Annotated in this window: 17 protein-coding genes; 6 read left to right on the top strand and 11 right to left on the bottom strand. The window is 39.6% G+C overall.

What is annotated here, in order from left to right; all coding sequences use genetic code 11:
- Positions 1 to 54: 54 nt before the first annotated feature.
- The gene (locus tag EWM59_RS01435) at positions 55 to 423 is read left to right on the top strand and encodes an iron chaperone (RefSeq protein WP_130019162.1); all 369 of its coding nucleotides are present in this window, start codon (positions 55 to 57) and stop codon (positions 421 to 423) included.
- Between the two features lie 10 nt (positions 424 to 433).
- Here EWM59_RS01435 and EWM59_RS01430 read toward each other — a convergent pair whose 3' ends face one another.
- From EWM59_RS01430 to EWM59_RS01405, 6 genes are all read right to left on the bottom strand, one after another.
- Positions 434 to 1075, bottom strand: a complete 642-nt coding sequence (locus EWM59_RS01430) for an MBL fold metallo-hydrolase (RefSeq protein ID WP_130019161.1) — start codon at positions 1073 to 1075, stop codon at positions 434 to 436.
- 140 nt (positions 1076 to 1215) lie between these two features.
- Positions 1216 to 1644: an SRPBCC family protein gene (locus EWM59_RS01425; protein ID WP_130019160.1), complete on the bottom strand. Its 429-nt coding sequence runs from the start codon at positions 1642 to 1644 to the stop codon at positions 1216 to 1218.
- A gap of 23 nt (positions 1645 to 1667) precedes the next feature.
- Entirely contained in the window at positions 1668 to 1979 is a 312-nt protein-coding gene (locus tag EWM59_RS01420) for an ArsR/SmtB family transcription factor (RefSeq protein ID WP_130019159.1), read from the bottom strand.
- 205 nt (positions 1980 to 2184) lie between these two features.
- On the bottom strand, positions 2185 to 2694 hold the full coding sequence (locus EWM59_RS01415; RefSeq protein ID WP_130019158.1) for a hypothetical protein: 510 nt from the start codon (positions 2692 to 2694) through the stop codon (positions 2185 to 2187).
- Between the two features lie 184 nt (positions 2695 to 2878).
- Entirely contained in the window at positions 2879 to 4153 is a 1275-nt protein-coding gene (gene kynU / locus EWM59_RS01410) for a kynureninase (RefSeq protein ID WP_130019157.1), read from the bottom strand.
- Positions 4154 to 4212: 59 nt separating this feature from the next.
- Positions 4213 to 5754: a hypothetical protein gene (locus EWM59_RS01405; RefSeq protein ID WP_130019156.1), complete on the bottom strand. Its 1542-nt coding sequence runs from the start codon at positions 5752 to 5754 to the stop codon at positions 4213 to 4215.
- A gap of 172 nt (positions 5755 to 5926) precedes the next feature.
- Here EWM59_RS01405 and EWM59_RS01400 point away from each other — a divergent pair, with 172 nt between their 5' ends.
- Positions 5927 to 9232 carry a tail fiber domain-containing protein gene (locus tag EWM59_RS01400; RefSeq protein WP_130019155.1) on the top strand — a complete coding sequence of 1102 codons (3306 nt, stop codon included), beginning with the start codon at positions 5927 to 5929 and terminating at the stop codon, positions 9230 to 9232.
- 112 nt (positions 9233 to 9344) lie between these two features.
- Positions 9345 to 9665: a LytR/AlgR family response regulator transcription factor gene (locus EWM59_RS01395; protein ID WP_130019154.1), complete on the top strand. Its 321-nt coding sequence runs from the start codon at positions 9345 to 9347 to the stop codon at positions 9663 to 9665.
- 2 nt (positions 9666 to 9667) lie between these two features.
- Here the strand turns inward: EWM59_RS01395 and EWM59_RS01390 are convergent, their stop codons facing one another.
- Positions 9668 to 11575, bottom strand: coding sequence for a YgiQ family radical SAM protein (locus tag EWM59_RS01390; protein ID WP_130019153.1), 1908 nt, complete (start codon positions 11573 to 11575; stop codon positions 9668 to 9670).
- 99 nt (positions 11576 to 11674) lie between these two features.
- Positions 11675 to 12970, bottom strand: a complete 1296-nt coding sequence (locus EWM59_RS01385; protein WP_130019152.1) for an APC family permease — start codon at positions 12968 to 12970, stop codon at positions 11675 to 11677.
- Between the two features lie 665 nt (positions 12971 to 13635).
- Between EWM59_RS01385 and EWM59_RS01380 the strand changes: the two genes are divergently transcribed.
- From EWM59_RS01380 to EWM59_RS01370, 3 genes are all read left to right on the top strand, one after another.
- Positions 13636 to 15042 (top strand): Gfo/Idh/MocA family protein, encoded by a 1407-nt coding sequence (locus EWM59_RS01380; protein WP_130019151.1) that lies wholly within the window; start codon positions 13636 to 13638, stop codon positions 15040 to 15042.
- Positions 15043 to 15103: 61 nt separating this feature from the next.
- Entirely contained in the window at positions 15104 to 16429 is a 1326-nt protein-coding gene (locus tag EWM59_RS01375) for a putative oxidoreductase C-terminal domain-containing protein (protein ID WP_229239257.1), read from the top strand.
- Between the two features lie 18 nt (positions 16430 to 16447).
- A complete protein-coding gene (locus EWM59_RS01370) occupies positions 16448 to 17608 on the top strand; it encodes a Gfo/Idh/MocA family protein (RefSeq protein WP_130019149.1) in 1161 nt (386 codons plus the stop codon).
- 193 nt (positions 17609 to 17801) lie between these two features.
- Here the strand turns inward: EWM59_RS01370 and EWM59_RS01365 are convergent, their stop codons facing one another.
- From EWM59_RS01365 to EWM59_RS01355, 3 genes are read right to left on the bottom strand one after another with little or no spacing between them, the layout of a single operon-like run.
- Entirely contained in the window at positions 17802 to 18530 is a 729-nt protein-coding gene (locus tag EWM59_RS01365) for a hypothetical protein (RefSeq protein WP_130019148.1), read from the bottom strand.
- Positions 18531 to 18567: 37 nt separating this feature from the next.
- A complete protein-coding gene (locus tag EWM59_RS01360) occupies positions 18568 to 19551 on the bottom strand; it encodes a hypothetical protein (RefSeq protein ID WP_130019147.1) in 984 nt (327 codons plus the stop codon).
- Positions 19552 to 19585: 34 nt separating this feature from the next.
- Positions 19586 to 20674 (bottom strand): hypothetical protein, encoded by a 1089-nt coding sequence (locus EWM59_RS01355; RefSeq protein ID WP_207219925.1) that lies wholly within the window; start codon positions 20672 to 20674, stop codon positions 19586 to 19588.
- Positions 20675 to 20698: the final 24 nt, after the last annotated feature.

Raw genomic sequence — 20698 nt, 5'->3', positions numbered from 1 at the left:
CTTACATTTGAGTAGCTTAGTTGCGATTTTCAAACTATCTTATCACCCACTTTTATGGTAAACAATACAGCAAGAAATATCGACGAATACCTTATAGATTTCCCTGAGGCAACTCAGGAAATATTGCAAAAAATCCGTGCGCTTGTTCATGAACTGGCCCCAGAAGCCAAAGAAGCTATTAAATATGCCATACCAACTTTTGTACTCAACGGCAATCTCGTTCACTTTGCGGGCTACAAAAACCACATTGGCTTCTATCCTGCGCCAACCGGAACAGAAGCATTTAAAGAAGACCTTGCTCCTTATAAAACAGGCAAAGGCTCGGTTCAGTTTCAGCTCAATGAACCCATTCCTTACGACCTGATAAAGAAAATTGTTCAGTTCAGAATTGGTGAAAATCTAAAGAAAACTACCTCAAAATAAGAAGTTCAATCTACTGATTCAGAAAAGGATTAGTACGACGTTCTACTCCGATAGTAGTTGGGTCGTTGTGTCCCGGATATACTTTATAATCGTCGGCTAAAGTCATTAATTTGGTTTTGATACTATTCATGAGGTCAGTATAACTGCAAAGCGGAAAATCATAGCGACCGATACTACCTCTGAACAATACATCTCCGCCAATGACAAACTTTTGTGCATGGTTCACAAAAGCTATATGACCGGGCGCATGGCCGGGCACAAAAAGGATTTCTAATTCAGAATTACCAAATCTGATAATATCTCCTTCATCTATGAATCCATCGGCCTCTACAGGTTCATAACCTTTTACCCCCCACATCTGGCAACGGCTTTCCACATTGCTCAAAATTGGTAACTCGTTTTTGTGCATGAGCATCTTTACACCAAATTTACGCTTCACAAAGGCACTCCCAAAAACGTGATCGAGGTGGGTATGTGTTTGCAGCAGGTGTTTAACCGTCAGTTGATTATCGGCAATAAAATCGGCCAGTTCTTCCTTTTCATATTGCGCCAAACAACCCGGGTCTATAATCACGGCGTCTTTGGTTTCGTCCCACAAAACATAAGTATTTTCGGCAAAAGGTGAAAATGTAAAATAATGGATATGTATCATCAGCTATCAGAATTGAGGCCATAAAGGTAGGAAGAAATTAGCTGAAGTATGAGCGGTTTTTATCTTTTGAGGTTCTATGCGGAGATTAAACACCCTATTCTCCGCAGAATATGCGGAGAATAGGCTAAAAATAATTTATTCTACTTCTCCAGATACTCTTTCAATCCGGTATTGATAATATATGTCCAACCTTCCACAAAGTTTCCTTTGGCAAAATCCGGATTTAACTGGTCAAAGTTTTCAAGTCCTTCATGTGTCAATATCAGCTTTGTTTTATCACCTTCGGGAAATAGCTCGAAACTCACCAGCGAATCTCCCTGATACCCATCATATCGCCAGCTATAGGCCAGTTTTTTTTCGTTAATTACTTCTTTTATCACACATACGTGCAGGTACTGTTTGCCTTTGTCGGGACCACCATAAAATTTAAATTCAAAGCCTACTTCGGGCTTAAAATCTTCAAAATTAAAATACCATTGTTTCAGTTGTGCGTTTTCGGTGAGCGCTGTCCAGACTTTCTGTACAGGCGCATCATACACCCGTTCGATTTTAATAGCTTGATTGTTCATTTTTTGTACTGGTTTTTGTGAATTTAACTGTTCTGATTTTTTAAAAAATTATCTAAAGCGTCTAATTTATTTGTCCAGAATTGGCGATACTGGTCTGCCCATGCCGATACCTCATTCAATTTCTCCAGTTTGGCCTCACAATAGCGTTCACGTCCCTCCTGCCTGATGACAATCAGACCACATTCGGTCAGTATTTTGATATGCTTGGATATAGCCGGGCGACTTATATCAAATTGTTCGGCCACAGCATTCAGGTTCATGGTCTGATTGGCTATTAAGCCAATAATATTTCTTCTGGTGGGGTCGGCTATGGCCTGAAAAACATCTCTTCTCATTGTTTATGTTAGTTATGTAACCAATCAGTTACAAACATATATGTAACAATTCGGTTACGCAAATTTTCTGAGATATTTTTTGTAAACTATCGGCTGTTATATACCATAGTGTTATTGCGACAAGGTTTTACAATAAAAAAGTCCTGACTTTTAGAAATCAGGACTTCGTCAACCTTTTTGGTTAGCTTATATTTTTTCAGACCTATTATGCATCTTCCTCTGAAACACCTAATCTTCTATCAGAAGCTATAGCATTCTGCAATTTTATAATCAAATAAACCAGATAAATAGCTATCAGATTGACTTCGACTTTAGCAAAATCTTTACTGCTATTAACATATAATTCAAGTTTAGAGAATGAGAAATTAAACATAAAACTGGCGCTATCTTCTAAATTAATTCCTATAAATACTGCTACTCCTGCTACATATTCAAAAGCAAAACCTCCAAAGGCGAGTCCAAATATCTGTAAGATTTGATTGATTTTTGAAAGTGTCAGTCCTGCCTCAATTCTCTTTTCGATTAGTAACCAGCCACTACAGATAGATAAACCAAAGAAAACCGCCATCAATAAATACAACAGAATACTCATACCCTGTACAGGAAATGTAGATGCTATGAGCCAGATTAAAAGCAGAATACCGACGGTACCGCCTGCTATCTGATAGTAAGCCAGAAAGGCTATTTTAGATTTGAATTTATTTGTTTTTTGCATATTTGTGTGAATACTTGAATTAAGAGTATGCTTAAATTTTGTTATTCTGACCGAAAAGCACAGATTTTCTATATAGACAAGGCGCCATTTTGCAGATGTAGCCAGCAGCTACATCGAAAAAATGCAACGCAGTATAGCCAGAAAAGATGGCTTCGAAGGTCGAATCATAAAGTTTAAACATACTCTAAGTTACAACAGTTCTTTCATTACTATAACTCTTAAATTGCTCTTCTGTTACAATTTTCCATATCCGCTCTACGCTATCCACCAATTCAGTGAAAGTATTATACAAGGGTGCAATACCTAATCTGATATTATCTGGTGGACGGAAATCGGGGATAATGATTTTTGAACCATCATTGGGCTTAATCATGGCCTGACTGATGCGATAACCTTCAGGGTGACGGATAGAAATATGTGAGCCTCTTTGATTGACATCTAATGGGGAAGCGATACTAAAGCCTATTGGCACTAATAGCTGCTGTATTAATTCAATCAAAAATTCGGTTTGTTGCTGGCTCTTGGCTCGCAAGCGGTCTATGCCTGTCTCTATAGTAATATCAAGACCTGCTTCTATGGCAGCTAAAGATAAAACAGACGGCGTACCTACGGCAAAACGCTGAATAGAATCTTTGGGCTGATAATCAAGACTGAAATCAAAAGGTGCCTGATGGCTGAACCACGCCCAGACAGGGCTTTGCAATTGTTTTTGTAAGTCCCGGCGAACATATAGAAACGCAGGTGCACCAGGCCCGCCATTGAGGTATTTATAAGTACACCCCACGGCCATATCAGCCTCGGACTCATTCAGATTGATGGGAACGGCACCCACCGAATGGCTTAAATCCCAGATAACCAACGCATCTTTCTGGTGGGCTAAGGCATTGATTTGTGCCATGTCATACATAAAAGCACTTTTAAAAACCACATGGCTTAATACCACTAAAGCCGTATGGTTATCTATTGTTTCTTCAAATTGTTTTTCTGAAACGGTAATCCCATTCTGACTTTCTATGATACTTAGTGAGTGATCTTTGAATTGCTGGTGAATCAATCCCTGTAAAATGTACAAATCAGTCGGAAAATTGAGGTTATCGGAAATGATTTTCTTTTTTTGCTGATTCAGATGTAAAGCGGCAAAAGCTAATTTGTATAGATTGAGGGAAGTAGAGTCTCCTACAAATATTTCGTCGGGCTGTGCGCCTACTATTTCAGCAATTTTAGCGGCTGTTTTTTGTGGCAGGTCTATCCAATGGTCGTTCCAACTGCGTATCAGTCCTTTACCCCATTGGTTGGCTACTAAATTGTTGGTTTGTTCAATCGTTTTTTTGGGTAGTTTCCCTAAAGAATTACCATCGAGATAAATAGTATGGGGTTCGTTGACAAATTCCTCTCTGAATGGGGCTAATTCATCTTTCTGGTCAAGTTCAAAAGCTTTTTGATATAATTCGTTAATCATTCTGAGGAATTTAGATATTAGATGAAGTTTTCTGGATAAAAATAATTAAAGCAGATAGACTATTTTTCGGGATTCTCGTCTTCATCAAAATCAGTCTGATAGACATATTTTCCCGTGTAAGAATCAGATAACTTTACCCAATCAATAGAGCCTGTGCCATTAAAAGTAAAACGTATATCTGCTACTTCTGCCGGAGTCTCTTTAAATTTAAAAGTATTTTTAAAAACCTGTTTTTCGTTGATGAAAATTGTTAAAATATTGCCTTTGACCTGTACTTTAAACTTATTCCACTTATCCTGATTTACGCCAAATTCATGTAAATCATAATCTTTGCCTTCATGCGGAGTGGTTCTCCTGAAAACATTTCCTCCTGCCGTCAGCTTGGCAAAATCTGTACAACCAACTGTGGTAAATCCGACTAAAAAAAGATTAAAGTTTTTATCCATAATAATCACTTCCATATTGTAGCAGCCTTCCCCCCCCTCGCTTTCAGGGTTTTTCATGCTTGCCTCAAATGTAAGACTGTCTGAATTTATACCGAAAGGTTGTGTAAGCGCATGTACTGACTGGCTGTAATCTTTATCGTTATCTTTTATTTCATCAGGCATGTTTTTGGGGTCGAAATGCAAAACCCCATTTTTTATGTAATCATTAACAGTACTGATATTCGTTATCCAGTTTTTTTCATAAGCTACGCCAAATGCCCACGATGCCCATTGATTCGGACGTGAATAAACAATATGATTCAATTCTTTTATTATTCTGCCATTGACAATTAGTTTTAACCGGTAAATGCCCGGATAAAAATAGGTTTGCGAAATAGTGTCACGAAGTTTGTCGCTTTTTGTTATGTAGCTAATCACACTCTTGTTAGAGATGATCCGCCCTACACCTAATTCTACTTCCACGTTTTTTACTCTGTTTATGGTACCTAAATCGTAGGCGATACGTACAGCCTGCGGATATTGCCCCACAGTTTTGATGACTTTAAATTGCACATCTTTGAGTTCGTCTGCAGAAAAAGGTCGGGTAATCCACCAATTTAACAAGAAATAGCCACCAGTTCCAATCAATATGAGTGCTAAGATACTATATAAAACCCTGAACAGATTTTTTTTAGAATCAGGCTTTACTTCCTGAAAAGTAGCAAATGGCTCGTTGTTTAATTGCATAAGCTGGGTCTTACTAAGGGCAGGCAGTAGAGATTCGTTGACATTTATGTAATTGATACTAACGGGCTGTTTATCAATTTCTTTATTTTTTTCAAGAAAATCCTCCCAGTTGGTATAACCTAAATATAATGCAATGCCTGTACGAGAATGCATCTGAATACGAACTTCTTTGCCTCCGTATTCAAAAATGAATCTTCGGAGGAAATCTTTACTGAATAAGTATTTTTTTGCTTCGCCATTCAGTTGCTGATGCAGGTTTTCTTCTATATCAGCCAAGAGCGATTCTAAAAAGGCATTTTTACTTTTGAGGGTATCAAAACTAACAAATTCTTCAAAATCACCCTCCCATTTTACATCCCAGTCATCTACAATTTTCTGTAGAAATTGCTCGCGTAATTCGTACAGATATACTCTGTCTTTGAGTAGCATTATCTAATAGGCCTTTTCATGGAATAAGTTTTATAAAAATACTCTTTTGCAAAATGTTTTGCAAAAAAACTTTATTAGCAAAATATATTTTGCCAAAGATTTACCACCATTAAATAACAAATTTGAAATCCGAGATTCACATTCTAGTTTCAATTAAACCCAAGCATTGACCATGAAAAAATTTATCCTCTCTTTAGTGATAGGCTTAATGACTGCTCAGACTTTTGCCCAGATGTTTGTTACCGATCCCAATGATGGTAACATCACAATTACACCTAAGGGTGTTACAACCGGAAGAACTGCTGCCCCAGGAGGATCACCTACAAAAGACCCCAGTAATACAGCATTTGGTTATTATCCGTTTACTTTGCTCACCTCAGGTATGTATAACACCGCAATGGGGATGTCGTCGCTCTACTTTACTACTACCGGAAATGCCAATACGGCTATGGGTCTTGCTGCATTACGAACAAATAGTATCGGGAGTTTTAATACCGGTTTGGGAGCATATGCATTGTTCAGTAGTGTAGGCAAATCAAGAAATACCGCTATAGGCTATTACTCTATGTACTATGCTGATGACAATGCAGCCGCAGGTGATGGCTTTAATACGGCCGTCGGGTTTGAGTCTTTAAGAGGCAGCACAACCCCTGCTAATAATACAGGTACTGGTAATACGGCAGTCGGACATCAGGCATTAACGAGTAATACAAGCGGACAATTCAATGCTTCTTTTGGATATGCCAGTTTGCAGTCTAACACCACCGGAAGTGGGAATGCTGCTTTTGGCCAAGGGAATTTACTCTACAATACGACTGGAGGCAGTAACTCTGCTTTTGGAAATGGCAGTGCGCTTAATAATACCACAGGAAATTTCAACGTCGCTATAGGGCATGATGCCTTGTATTCGAACAAAGCCAAAAGTACAAGCATTGCGATTGGCGATGAAGCAATGTATTATGCTGACAATACTGAAACCGCCGGTAATAGTTTTAATATCGGTATCGGATACAGAGCTTTAAGGGGTAGTGCCACTGCTGCCAACAATACGGGCACAGGCAATACCGCTACAGGTTTTGAATCGATGCTAAATAATACAACCGGACAGTTTAATTCCGCTTATGGGTATGCGAGTTTGTCTTCGAATACAACAGGTACCAGTAACTCCGCTTTCGGGCAAGGCAACTTAATCAGTAATACTACTGGTATTGGCAACTCAGCTTTTGGAAATGGAAGCTTATTGGGCAATACTACGGGTAGTTTCAACGTGGCTATCGGTCATGATGCTTTGTACTCTAACAAAGCTAAAAGTACAAGTATTGCCATTGGTGACCAGGCCATGTATTATGCTGATAACACTACAACAGCAGCGAATAGCTATAATATTGGTATCGGATATAAAGCGCTAAGAGGCAGCACTACTGCCGCCAATAACACAGGTGTAGGCAACACAGCTACTGGTTTTGAGTCGATGTTGGAAAATACAACCGGACAATTGAATGCCGCTTATGGTTATGCAAGCTTGCAATCTAATACCACAGGGAGTAATAATGCTGCATTCGGACAAGGTAACTTAATCAATAATACTACCGGTAATAATAATACAGCTGTCGGAAACGGTGGTTTATTAGGTAATACAACCGGAAATTCAAATGTCGCTATTGGACATGATGCCTTATACTCGAACAATGCTAAAAGTGGAAGTATTGCCATTGGTGAAGAAGCAATGTACTATGCTGATAATACGTCGACAGAAGCTAGCACTTTTAATATAGGCATTGGATATAGAGCCTTAAGAGGCAGTAGTGTTGCTGCTGATAATACCGGAATTGGAAATACTGCTATAGGTCATGAATCGATGGTGAGTAATACTACTGGGATACTTAATACAGCTTATGGTTATGCAAGTCTGGAAAGTAATACCACAGGGAGTTACAACTCAACTTTTGGACAAGGAAGTATGTTGTCGAATACCTCAGGAACTGCTAATTCAGCTTTTGGTATAGGCAGTCTGTATCAGAATACAACAGGTAACGAAAACATTTCGATAGGACATGATGCTTTATATAGTAATAATACCAAGAGTGGAAGCATTGCTATCGGGCAGGAGGCCATGTACTATGCTGATAATACAGGTGCAGGCGGTAATAGTTACAATATTGCTATTGGATATAGTGCATTGAAAGGTAGTTCTACTCCAGCAAATAATACAGGTACGGGCAATGTAGCTATTGGTAATGAATCTATGAAAAATAATACTTCCGGAACTTCGAATACCGCTCTTGGCCGATCAAGTCTGGCTGGCAATACTACAGGTTTATATAATTCAGCAATGGGGCACGGGGCTTTAGAATTAAATACAACAGGTATTGATAATACGGCCATTGGCTATCAGGCATTAAGTGGTAATGTTGGAGGTTATAGAAGTACTGCAATAGGTAGGTTAGCCATGCAGTTGATGAACGCCACGGGAAGTAGCATTACAGGGAATACAGCCCTTGGCAATGAGGCATTAAGAGGAAGTGTTATTTATGCCAATAATTCCGGGACAAATAATACAGCAGTCGGGCATCAGGCTGCAATCAATAACTCTACAGGAACTTATAATGTTGCTGTGGGAAGCCTTTCACTATCAGCAAACAAGACTGGTACCAGAAATACAGCTATAGGATTTGAATCACTGGTAAATAGTGATGGGGCAAACTATAATAATTCAATAGGATTTAACTCTATGAGAGCTAATACCACAGGTAGTTGGAATACTGCTTTAGGCGATGAAGCGCTGAGAGCTAATACCACCGGAGATGGAAGCACAGCAGTTGGTCAAAGAGCAATACCAAGAGCCGTTGGCTCTGGTAATACAGCTTTAGGTGCTATTAGCGGCGAACTTCTTACCTCTGGTAACAATAATACATTCGTAGGAAATTCCGCAGGGTATTTCCAGACTGGCGGTTCAAATAATACCCTTATCGGCTATAATGCCCAACCACCAAGCGCTTCAGGTAGTAATCAGGTAAGAGTGGGTGACGCTGCTGTTACTTATGCAGGTGTACAGGTTGCCTGGACTGTTACTTCTGACAAACGTTGGAAAGAAAACATTCTCCCAGTTTCATTAGGGATTAACTTTATTAAAGACCTCCGCCCAGTGAGTTATCATAGAATTGGAAATACCAATAAAGATTTAGAAATGGGGGTAATTGCTCAGGAGTTAGAAGCAACCCTGAATAAAGCAGGTGCAAAAGGCCTGGGCATACTTCATAAAGACGACAAAGGATATTACTCAGTACGTTATAATGACCTTTTGGCTCCGATGATTAAAGCCATGCAGGAACAACAAGCTATGATTGAACAATTGCAAAAAGAAAATACGCAATTGAAATCAGACAATAAGGGTTTTGAGAGTCGTCTGGCAAGTATTGAAGCGGCTCTATCAAAAAAATCAGAAACCAAAGAAGCAACAAGCGAAGATAAAAAATAAAATGTATTCCCATTTTGCATAATACTTTCGGTTTAAGCTACTAAACCCTCTTCTTTGTGAGGAGGGTTTCTTCAAAATCTCAATTAACCTTTGCTTAAAACCTTTTATAATCATGGAAACTAAATTAATCTCAATCGGTGGCCGTCAAAAAGTAAATCCGGCAGAAGTGCTCTTTCTGCTGGCTGATATTAACTATACGCTTATTGTATTCGAAGATGGCAAAAAAGCTTTTGTAGCGACAACTTTGGGCGAATTAGAAAAACGCTTTATTGCAACTAATTACTTTTACCGAACGCATCGTTCTTTTTTAGTGAATCTGCAACAGATTGAGACCATCGAAGAAAATAAAGTGGTATTAAAAAATAAAACCTCTGTTTTAGTTTCACGACGTAAAAGAGAGGTTTTATGGGAAAGATTTTATGGTATTGCCTGAAATTACCTAAACCTCTTCTTCTTATTCTTCACCACCCCTACAACTTCATTGCCTTGTATTTTCTTTTTAGGATTAGACAACAAACGGTCAGCTAAATCGGCTCGATTGAGTTTATGCAAACGACTACGAATCCAGCTTTTAAACTCGGGTTTATACCAGAAAAAGAATCGGTTTTGTGCCAGTTTTTCTTCTTTGGTTTTAGCTGTTTTGATAGGTTGTAAAGTATAAGGATGTACTCCCGAATAATAGATAACTTCGGCTACTGTCATAGGCGTAGGCGTAAAATCCTGCACCTGTTCTAACTGGAAGCCTAAATCTTTGGTTTCGGCGGCCAGATTTGCCATATCAGCCTCTTCACAACCCGGATGAGAGGAGATGAAATAAGGAATCAATGGTTGTTTTAACTCATGCTTCTCCTGTATCTTATCATATTTCTGTTTGAATTTCTTGAAATACTTAAAAGACGGCTTACGCATTACACGCAACGTATCGTCAGAGGTATGTTCAGGAGCAACTTTCAAACGACCTGATACGTGGCGCGTTACCAACTGCTCCATGTATTCGTCGTGATTGCCGTCCTGATTATTTTTATTGAAATCGTCCACCAATAAATCGTAGCGGATACCCGACCCTACAAAGGCTTTTTTCACTTCGGGGTGTGCATCTACTTTCTGATAGATTTTGGTTAATGGCTTGTGCGAGGTATCAAGGTTTGAACAGATAACAGGATGAATACAACTTGGTGCCTGACAACGGGCACAGATAGACTCATCTTTGCCTTTCATGCGATACATATTGGCCGATGGCCCACCCAAATCAGAGATATAGCCTTTAAATTCAGGGTGTTGCACAATCTGGTCAACTTCTTTCAGGATAGATTCTTCGCTTCTGGAAGCAATGAATTTGCCCTGATGGGCAGATATGGTACAGAAACTACATCCCCCAAAACAGCCCCGGTGCATGTTTATCGAGAACTTAATCATTTCGTAAGCCGGAATCGGCCCACGTTTTTTGTATTTGGGGTGCGGTAGCCGGGTATAAGGCAAATCAAACGACTGGTCGATTTCCTTTTCGTCCATAATCTTGAACGGTGGATTAATTACCAAAGTCTCATTACCTACTTTCTGAATAATACGGTTTGCCTGCCACTTGTTCGATTCTACCTCTACTATCTTGAAATTGGAAGCATATTTGATTTTATCTTTCAGACAGACCTCATGGCTTGCCAATTCAACTGTATTCCAGCCTCTATCGTCAGGTAACGCTTCTGAACTATCTTGTAAATAAGCTACCTGATTTACATTCCTGATAGTATTGAGCGGTACACCTTTTTTCACCAGTTTCAGTATCTCACGCAAAGGCTGCTCACCCATGCCATATACCAATAAATCTGCCCCTGAGTCTACCAGGATTGAAGGCATCAATTGGTCTTTCCAATAATCGTAGTGAGTTACCCTTCTTAATGAAGCCTCTATCCCTCCTATTAATACAGGCACATCAGGATAGAGTTCTTTTAATATCTTGGTATAAACTGTTGTGGCATAATCAGGACGATACCCAGCTTCACCACCCGGTGTATAGGAGTCATTCGAACGTAAACGCTTGTTAGCTGTATAATGATTCACCATCGAATCCATACAGCCAGCCGTCACCCCGAAGAAATACTTCGGGCGACCATATTTCTTAAAGTCCCGCAAATCATCTCTCCAGTTAGGCTGTGCAATAATAGCGGTTCTGAATCCTTCGCTCTCAATAATACGCCCGATAACAGCCGTTCCAAAGGCAGGATGGTCAACATAGGCATCTCCTGAAACGAGTACAACATCTACTTCGTCCCAACCTCTTTTCTCTACTTCGTTCAAAGTGAGTGGTAGCCAATCTGTTATGGGTCTTTCCGGTCTTATAATCATGTTACAAAATTAACTGATTTTTACGAGAATAGTGGTATTATCCTTATTATCCGCCAGTAATGAACAAAAAAACCAACAAAAAAGTCCCATAATCAGCACTCAATTGCCGCGCCTTAACAATTTCATTATCAAATAAATAGCTGAGAGCGATAGGATAGCTATGCCCACCCCAATCCATTCCGGCATTTTAAGGTTTGATAAAAACCATATAATGGAGATAGCAGCAATAGATGGAATGAATAAGCCAAAAGGCAATTTGAATGGAATTTCGGCAGAAGTTTTATTCATGAGACGATATTTGACAACCGCCAATACTACACCCAGATAGATGATTAGTAAGGAAGCACTGGCAACAATAATCAGTTGCCGGAAACCGCCTGTAACGGCAAAAATAAAATCTAAGATGGTATAAACGATAATAGCCCAGTATGGCGTGGCATATCTGGGATGAACTTTAGCAATAAAGGCCGGAGCCCATCCGCTTTGTGCTCCTGCAAATAGTACCCGGGGATAGGATAAAATTGAACCGCTTAACGAACCAAAAACAGAAATAATACCGCCGATAGTGATTAATGTAGCCCCAAAATGTCCGAAAATCTTCTCTGCAACCGCTGCCAACGGAGCATCTTTATGATTCACTAACTCTGTCCCCAACACCCCCTGAGCTACAGACTGGATAATGATATAAAGTAGAATGACAATTCCCATACCTAACAAAATACCCATCGGAATTACCCGATTGGGATTTCTGGTTTCTCCACTTACACTCAATGCGGCTTCTCCCCCACCAAAAGCAAAGAATAGTAATAAAGATGCACCGCCTATATTAGAAAGTGTAGGAAATGACTGCCATTTGAGATTATCTACTGACACATAAAAGACGCCAACCGCAATGAGTAAGAATAAAGGCACCAGTTTGGCAACTGTATTGATTTTCACCATCGAATTACCATACTTCACGCCTCTGATATTTATCCAGGCAAAACTGCCAAAAATCAATACAAAAAACAGGCTTCTATAAGCAAGCATGTGGAGAGATGGGATATAAATAGTTAGCATATCTGCCATCGCATTAATTACAGCCGCATTTATCAGTACTCCTGTGCCAAACCAGAAGAGGGCATTTGCCAGAAAGCCTGCAAAATCACCAAAGGCATCATGAATATAAGCATAGGCTCCTCCGGTAACAGTAACACGGCTACCGATTTCGGCAAAACACAAAACAATGGTAAACATCAGAATACCGCAGAATATATAAGCGATTATACTGGCTTCGGCCAGATATGCGGCTACCAGACCCGGCAAGATAAAAATACCTGCCCCAATAATCATATTGATGGTATTGGCTGCCAGGCCCAGTATATCAATTTCTCTCTTAAGTTTGTCGGTTTCCATTAGGTTAGGGTAGTAAGGCTGAAAAATAAGGTTTTTTTTTGTCTTGAACTGTGATTAAGCTGATTTGATGATTGCACTGATGTCAATTATGATGTTTGAATTACAGAAAGGACAAATAACAATCAAAGTAATTTCAGTGTAATCATCAAATCAGCTTAATCACAGTTCAGGACAAAAACAAAGAAATTATATTTTTCTAATGTACCTCATTTTTTTCTACATCATTCTATTATAAAACTGTCTTTTCATCAGACTATCCATAATCAAAAAATCTATAATTTTTACAAGTTTCTGAAAACTATCGGGAACGTTCCCGAAAACGGAACCGATAGAAATTGTCATGGAAATATAAAAAATAGTCATAAAAGTCTTTGTTAAGTGCAAAAATAACTGTAATATTCTTCTGAATTTGGTTTTTTAGTAATGATTAAAGTGAGAGACATGGTTAAGGAAAAATATTAAATAATTGTATTTTTTCTATAACACCTGACCTCTGAATTATATTTCTATTTTCAACCTTGTCATTCCACCTATAAACCTTGATTCTACTATATGAAACAATTCTACTGAAAACGGGATACCTTTAATACATGTGGCTGTAATTACGGCCACATAATCCCTTGTTTGAACACTTCTATTTAACCAATGTAAATTGCATAAATTCTATGACTACTAAAAAAAATAATCATATTTCGAGAAGAAAATTCCTTGATTTGGGTAGTAAAGGCGTATTAGCCGGCAGTACACTATTAGCAGGTCTGCCTACTATAGTGCCTTCTTCTGTTTTTGGTAAAAATGCCCCCAGCAACCGAATTAATGTAGGGGCTATCGGTGTAGGAAGAATTTCCCGTGGGCATGATATGCCGGGCGTATGGAAACACGATTCTGCACAGATTATGGCTGTATGCGATTTGGATAGCACTCGTGTAGAATTAGCACAGAAATTAGTTAATGGCTATTATACCAAAAAGACCGGGAAGGAATTTAATGGCGTTACAGGTTATGGCGATTACAGAGAATTATTATTGAATAAAGATATTGATGCCGTAATTGTAAGCACACCCGACCACTGGCATGCACCCATTGTAGTACACGCCGTAGAAGCCGGAAAAGATGTGTATGTACAAAAACCTGCCTCGCTTACCATAGCCGAAGGCAGAATGATGGCTGATGCAGTAAAGAAATCGGGTAGAATATTACAGATTGGTAGCCAGCAACGGTCAACTTCACAATTCAGATATGCCGCAGAGTTGGTAAGAAACGGAAGAATAGGTAAATTGCAGAAAGTATATGTAGGTTTACCAGGCGACCCATCAGGCAATGAAGAGCCTCAGATGCCTATCCCGAAAAACCTGAACTATGATATGTGGTTAGGTACAACACCGGAGGTATATTATACCGAAAAACGGGTACACCCCAATGTAGGGTTTGAGCGTCCGGGCTGGTTGCGTTGCGAACAGTTTGGGGCTGGAATGATTACAGGTTGGGGCGCACACCATATTGATATTGCGCACTGGGGAATGGATAAAGAGTATTCGGGCCCGATTGAAATATGGGGTAAAGCCGATTTTCCGACCAGTGGTTTGTGGAATGTGCATGGCATATTTACGACCCATGCGCTATATGACAATGGAGTAGAAATGATTATCAGCAATGAGATTCCGAACGGAATCAGATTTGAGGGAACTGAAGGATGGATTTTTGTTTCACGTGGTGATAGTGCTGTTACTTCAAGCGACCCGATAGCCAAACAGAATGCCGCCAAAAAATTAGACGCCAGCGACCCTAAATTGATTACGTCAGAAATCGGCCCGAATGAGTTGCACCTGCCCGTAAGCACCGACCACCACGGAAACTGGCTGGAAAGTGTTGCCTCACGCAAAGAACCCATTGCACCTGCAGAAATCGGTCATCGTTCATGTACGGCCTGCTTATTGCACCATGCCGCCATGAAACTGAAAAGAAAATTATATTGGGATCCTGCTACAGAGCGTTTTAAAAATGACAACGAAGCCAACGCACTTTTGTCTCGCGAACAAAGAAGTGCTTATGCAATAAAAGTGAATAAATAACCATATATCAGACCTGATGAGAAAAAAACAGTTAGCAACGGGGTTTGCTTTAGTACTCAATATGTTATTCAATCAAGAAGTATCTGCCCAGACTTCAAAAGAAATTAAACTGATTACCCTTGACCCAGGTCATTTTCATGCGGCTCTGGTACAGAAAAACATGTTTCCGGGAGTAAGCCCCGAAGTACGGGTATATGCTCCTGCAGGTGCCGACCTTGACTTTCACTTGCAACGCATTCAAGGCTATAATGCCCGCAAGGATAATCCTACTGCATGGGACGAGAAAACTTATACAGGCCCTGATTATCTTGAAAAAATGCTGGCTGAAAAAGCAGGCAATGTGGTAGTGATTGCCGGAAATAACCGTATTAAAGCTGACTATATTCAAAAATCAATTGATGCCGGGTTGAATGTACTGGCCGATAAACCTATGATAATCGATGGCAAAGATTTTGACAAACTCAAAAAAACCTTTGCTACCGCTGCTCAGAAGAAGGTAATGCTTTACGACATCATGACCGAGCGCTATGAGATTACTACCATGCTGCAAAGAGAGTTTTCGATGTTACCGTCGGCTTTTGGGAAATTAGAAAAAGGAACGGCTGATAATCCTGCCGTAACCAAAGAAAGTGTGCATCATTTCTACAAATATGTATCTGGCAGTGTCCTGACCCGCCCATCTTGGTTTATGGATGTTGCCCAGCAAGGAGAAGGCATTGTTGATGTAACTACGCACCTGGTTGACCTGATTCAATGGGAATGTTTCCCTGAGCAGGTGATTGATTATCAGAAAGACATCAAGCTGACCAATGCCCGTCGCTGGACAACTGATATGACTTTGAACCAGTTTAAAACCATTACTAAAACAGGCGGTTTTCCTGACTACCTGAAAAAAGATGTGGTAAATGATGTATTAAAGGTCTACTCAAACGGTGAAATCAATTACCAGCTAAAGGGTGTACATGCCAAAGCATCAGTTATATGGGCTTATCAGGCACCTGAGGGTGGTGGTGATACGCACTATTCTATCATGCGAGGTACCAAAGCAAATCTTATTATCAGACAAGGAGCCGAGCAAAACTATAAACCCACGTTATACATCGAACCTGCCGGCAACGATAAAACCTATGAAACAGGCTTAATGCAGGCTGTGGCAGCAGTAGCAAAAAAATATCCGGGGGTAAGTGTAAAGAAAAATGCTAAGGGCTGGGAAGTGGACATTCCGGAGCAATACAAAGAAGGACACGAAGCACATTTTGGCAGAGTAGCCGAAAAATACCTTGAATTTCTGAAACAGGGCAAATTACCTGCATGGGAAGTACCCAACATGATTGCCAAATATTATACAACAACCCAGGCTTTAAAACTGGCAACCAAAACCCAATAAAACCTACCTGATTAAACTATGGAAAACAATCAGAACAACCGTCGTAACTTTTTAAAGAATAGCCTGGCAAGTACCGCAGGGTTGGTACTCTCTTCAAGCCTTGTGAATGAAATTGCCGCAAAGTCAAGTACCATAGAAGCACCTTATATTCATAAAAATTTGGCACCAGCCATTCGTTTTTCAGTAATTGGGCTCAATCATGGCCATATCTATGGTATGACAGAGGCTATTATACGAGGTGGTGGAGAGTTAGTAGCTGTTTATGCCAAAGAACCTGATTTAATGGCAGCTTACGTAAAAAGATACCCGAATGTAAAACAGGCTAATAGTGAGAAAGAAGTGTTGGAAGATAATTCAATTCAATTGATTTTAAGCGCTGCCATTGCCAGCGAACGTGCACCAATCGGTATCAGAGCCATGCAACATGGGAAAGACTTTATGGCCGATAAGCCCGGTATTACAACCTTAGAGCAATTAGCACAGGCAAGAAAAGTGCAAAAAGAAACCAAGCGCATCTATTCAATTATGTATAGCGAGCGCTTCGAAAACAGAGCAACCGTAAAGGCAGGTGAATTAATCAAAGAAGGAGTGATTGGTAAAGTAATACAAACCATTGGCTTAGGCCCACACAGAATGAATACCAAAACCCGACCGGAATGGTTTTTTGACCGTAGCAAGTTTGGGGGTATCATTACTGATATTGCCTCTCACCAGTTCGACCAGTTTCTGTTTTTTACAGGTTCTACCAAAGGTGAGGTTATCAGTTCACAGGTGGGTAATGTAAATCATCCTGAGTTCCCGCTTTTTGAAGATTTTGGTGATGCGATGGTGAAAGGCAATGGTGGCACAGGTTATATCAGGGTAGACTGGTTTACACCTGACGGACTAAAAACCTGGGGCGACGGCCGATTGACTATTTTAGGGACTGAAGGCTTTATTGAAATTCGTAAAAACATAGATATTGCTATTAAAGACACTGGTAATAATTTGTATTTAGTTAATAACAAAGAGACTAAATACATTGATTGCAGTAAAGACCCTCTGCCATTTGGCGGCCAGTTAGTAAGCGATATCGTGAACCGAACTGAAACAGCTATGACACAAGACCATTGTTTCTTAGCTACCGAGTTATCATTAAAGGCCCAGAAGTTTGCGAAGAAGCTGGAGTTGGTGAAGTAGTTATACTTCCTTTTTCTATTCAGGAAACTTAAGTTAATTTCCAAATAAATAGAGACTGAATCTGGTCTCTTTCAGGCTCTGTTTACATGATAATATTTTGAAAATTTTATGACTTCTAATTAAGTTTTCAAATCTTGCTTGTGGGATATTACTTTGTTTAAATATGGACATAAAATTCCATATTTAAACAAAATCACAAATGGGAGATTACCTTGTAGGTAATAATGGCGGCGGCTGCTAATTTTATTTTATCACTATCTGACATACGGGATGGACGATAATTATATCTTGGGTTCCAGGTACCTTCTGTAACTCCGGCAACTAAATGTGGTTGTTCATAATTTACAGTACCGGGCACCCATACTACTTTCAGAGATGTATTTGGTTCAACGAATACATACCCCGGATATGGCAAGTATTGATCCGTGGCATCGGTAGTTTTTATTTTTAGGTCAGGATAGTCTTTGTTTGGATCCCAGACACAATCAACCTCATCACCCTCTTCAGTGAATCGATACCCTGTGACAGGCAACCAGCGCTCCTCAGTTTTGTCTGACCAAGCCATATAATCAGGGTGCAGCAGGCCAGGAGTCCAGATAGTATGCAATCCCTTATTTTTGTCTATAAATCTATAACCCGGCAATGGATTCCAATCGCCCTCTATTTCAGCCGACTCTGCTTTAAATTCCGGGTGTTCAAGCCCCTCCTGCCATACTACATCGGTATTTTGCCAAAAGAGGCGTGCGTCAGCATGGTTGGCATTCTGCCATACGTATCCCGGTTCGGCAGGTTTTGCCAGAAATAGACCAGCCAGTTTTATTCTGGGAGTAAAAGCTACTATCAGATGCCAGAGTAACAACACAATTAAAATAGCAACTATGGACAAAGTAGTAGCTGAAGCCTTTCGTATATCTGTTATCATACTTTTAATTTAATTTTCTGTCAAACAAAATCCGGGTTCAGAATTTCAGGGCAAGTCCAACTCTGACTGAAGATAATCCTGTATAGCCGAGTTCTGTGAAACCTCCGAATTTTTCTGTAAAATAGTATTTCCCTCCAATAAAATAATTAAAGAACAAGCCGCCATTGTTGCCATAGTAACTATCGTTCCATCTAAAGTGTCGATAACCCAAACCAAGACCCGCATATAAATCAAGTTTATCGACATTGATTTTCAACAAACGACAGAGGTGAATCGAACCTCTTGCACCCAGATAATAGGCTTTATAACCACTTGAATAGCCATAATAACTACCTGAATTATAATCAAATTGCCCACCTATACTGAGGTCTTTCTCTATGCCTTTCTCGAACGAAATACCTATAGGATTGCCATAGTAGTAGGACGACAAGCCTATGCCAACATTCAGAAGGTTATCTCCTTTTGCATATCCGCCCCCACTTGCAAAGTTGCTTCTTTTTGAAGATGATGTTTCATATTTACGCACAGGTTCAGACTTGGGTTGCACAGTTTGTACTGGGTGCGCTACCTTTGTTTGAGTGGCAGACTTGTTGTCATTGCTTTGATTAGGTCGTGCGGTTTTTGTATCAGTAGTGCTAACAGCAGACTGACTATTAACTGACCCTGAGCTTCCGGTATTAGAAACTTTCTTATCAGCATTTGACTTATTGGGTAAGGACTGTGCTGAACTACTACTGCTATTAGCAGACACCCTTTTATCAGTATTTGGCTTCTTGGGCAAAGACTGTACTGAATTACCACTGCCATTAGAGGTCACCTTCTTATCTGCATTTGGTTTATTGGGTAAGGATTGTCCTGAACTACCACCACTATTAGAAACTTTTTTTTCAGCATTTGGCTTACTAGTAGTGGCTGGCTTCTTTTTTGGTAAAGGTTTTGAGCCGCTACTTGTCTGAGCATTGGTCATTGTAGGCACTACCATAAACATGATTAGCCAACAGCAGTATATATATTTTTTCATACGGTTTTATTTGACTACCTATTATGTAATATTTCTACTTGAAATTACCTACAGCTACCAATTTGAAATTACCACTAGGACTTGCAACATAGGGATTAGAAGATGCAATAAGTTTATAGGTTCCCTTTTTTACTCTTCCAACAAGAATCGCAGAACTTGTATAACCATCATCTCCAACCAATTGCCCATCACTATCATATAATTTTAAACCAACTTTGAGAGTTGCAGAGGTTAATTGCAAATCAATCAGCGAATTTTCTTCGGTAATTTCAAAAGTGAAAGTCTTTATATCCTTATTACTGGCCATGTTTCCCTCCATTACTTTTTCAGAAACTTCATGTTTTTTGAGATTTTTAACTTTACCCAATAATTTAAGGGTATAATTTCCTCTTGAACCGCGCACTTTGGTAGCGGCCATGATTGCATAAGTACCTTTGTTAAGTCTTGCTATGATAAAATGCCTTCTCTGACCTAAATGCCGTTCAACCTCCTGCCCATTAGTATCATATAGGTAAAGACCAATTTCTGTATCTTTTGATTCCATCTCTATGTCAATATAGGTATTATCTTCGGTTACTTCAAAGGTATAAATATGGTTTTTAGGGGTTACGGCTATTCCACCACCACCATTCGTTCCCCATGATTTTTCACCAGATTTCTGTATTTCAAAAGGCACTTTAACAATATCCTTTTTCACTCCTCCAATTTTTAACTCAAACTTCCCTAATGCATATCGTTCTGATACAACCGAAAGATAATATTTCCCTGCATTAAGTTTTGCTTCACCTTTGACAATCCGTCCACGTTCAGACTGCCACATTCTTTCGCCGTTACTATTGTATAGAAAAAAAGCAACTTCTATGTCGGGTGAGCTTAGTTCATATGCAATAAGTTGGTTGTTACTTTCTACTTCATATATAAACAAGTAATTCCTAAAAGATTCAGGATAAGTAAAACCTCCTGCTCCGTCATTAGCAGCAATCCATTCACCCGTTGCCTTTTTAACAGTTGTACTCGGAGTTGGGTCAGTGTTGTCGTTATCATCAGGAGTGGGTTCATCAGCCGATTTTGTACAAGCTATCAGCATTACCGTCAATACTAATAGTATGAAGAAATATCTCATTGTTTTCATATTCTGATTGTATGA

The sequence above is a fragment of the Emticicia agri genome, assembly GCF_004168285.1.
GTDB classification, from domain to species: domain Bacteria; phylum Bacteroidota; class Bacteroidia; order Cytophagales; family Spirosomataceae; genus Emticicia; species Emticicia agri.
This window is presented reverse-complemented; position numbering and strand designations above follow the sequence as displayed.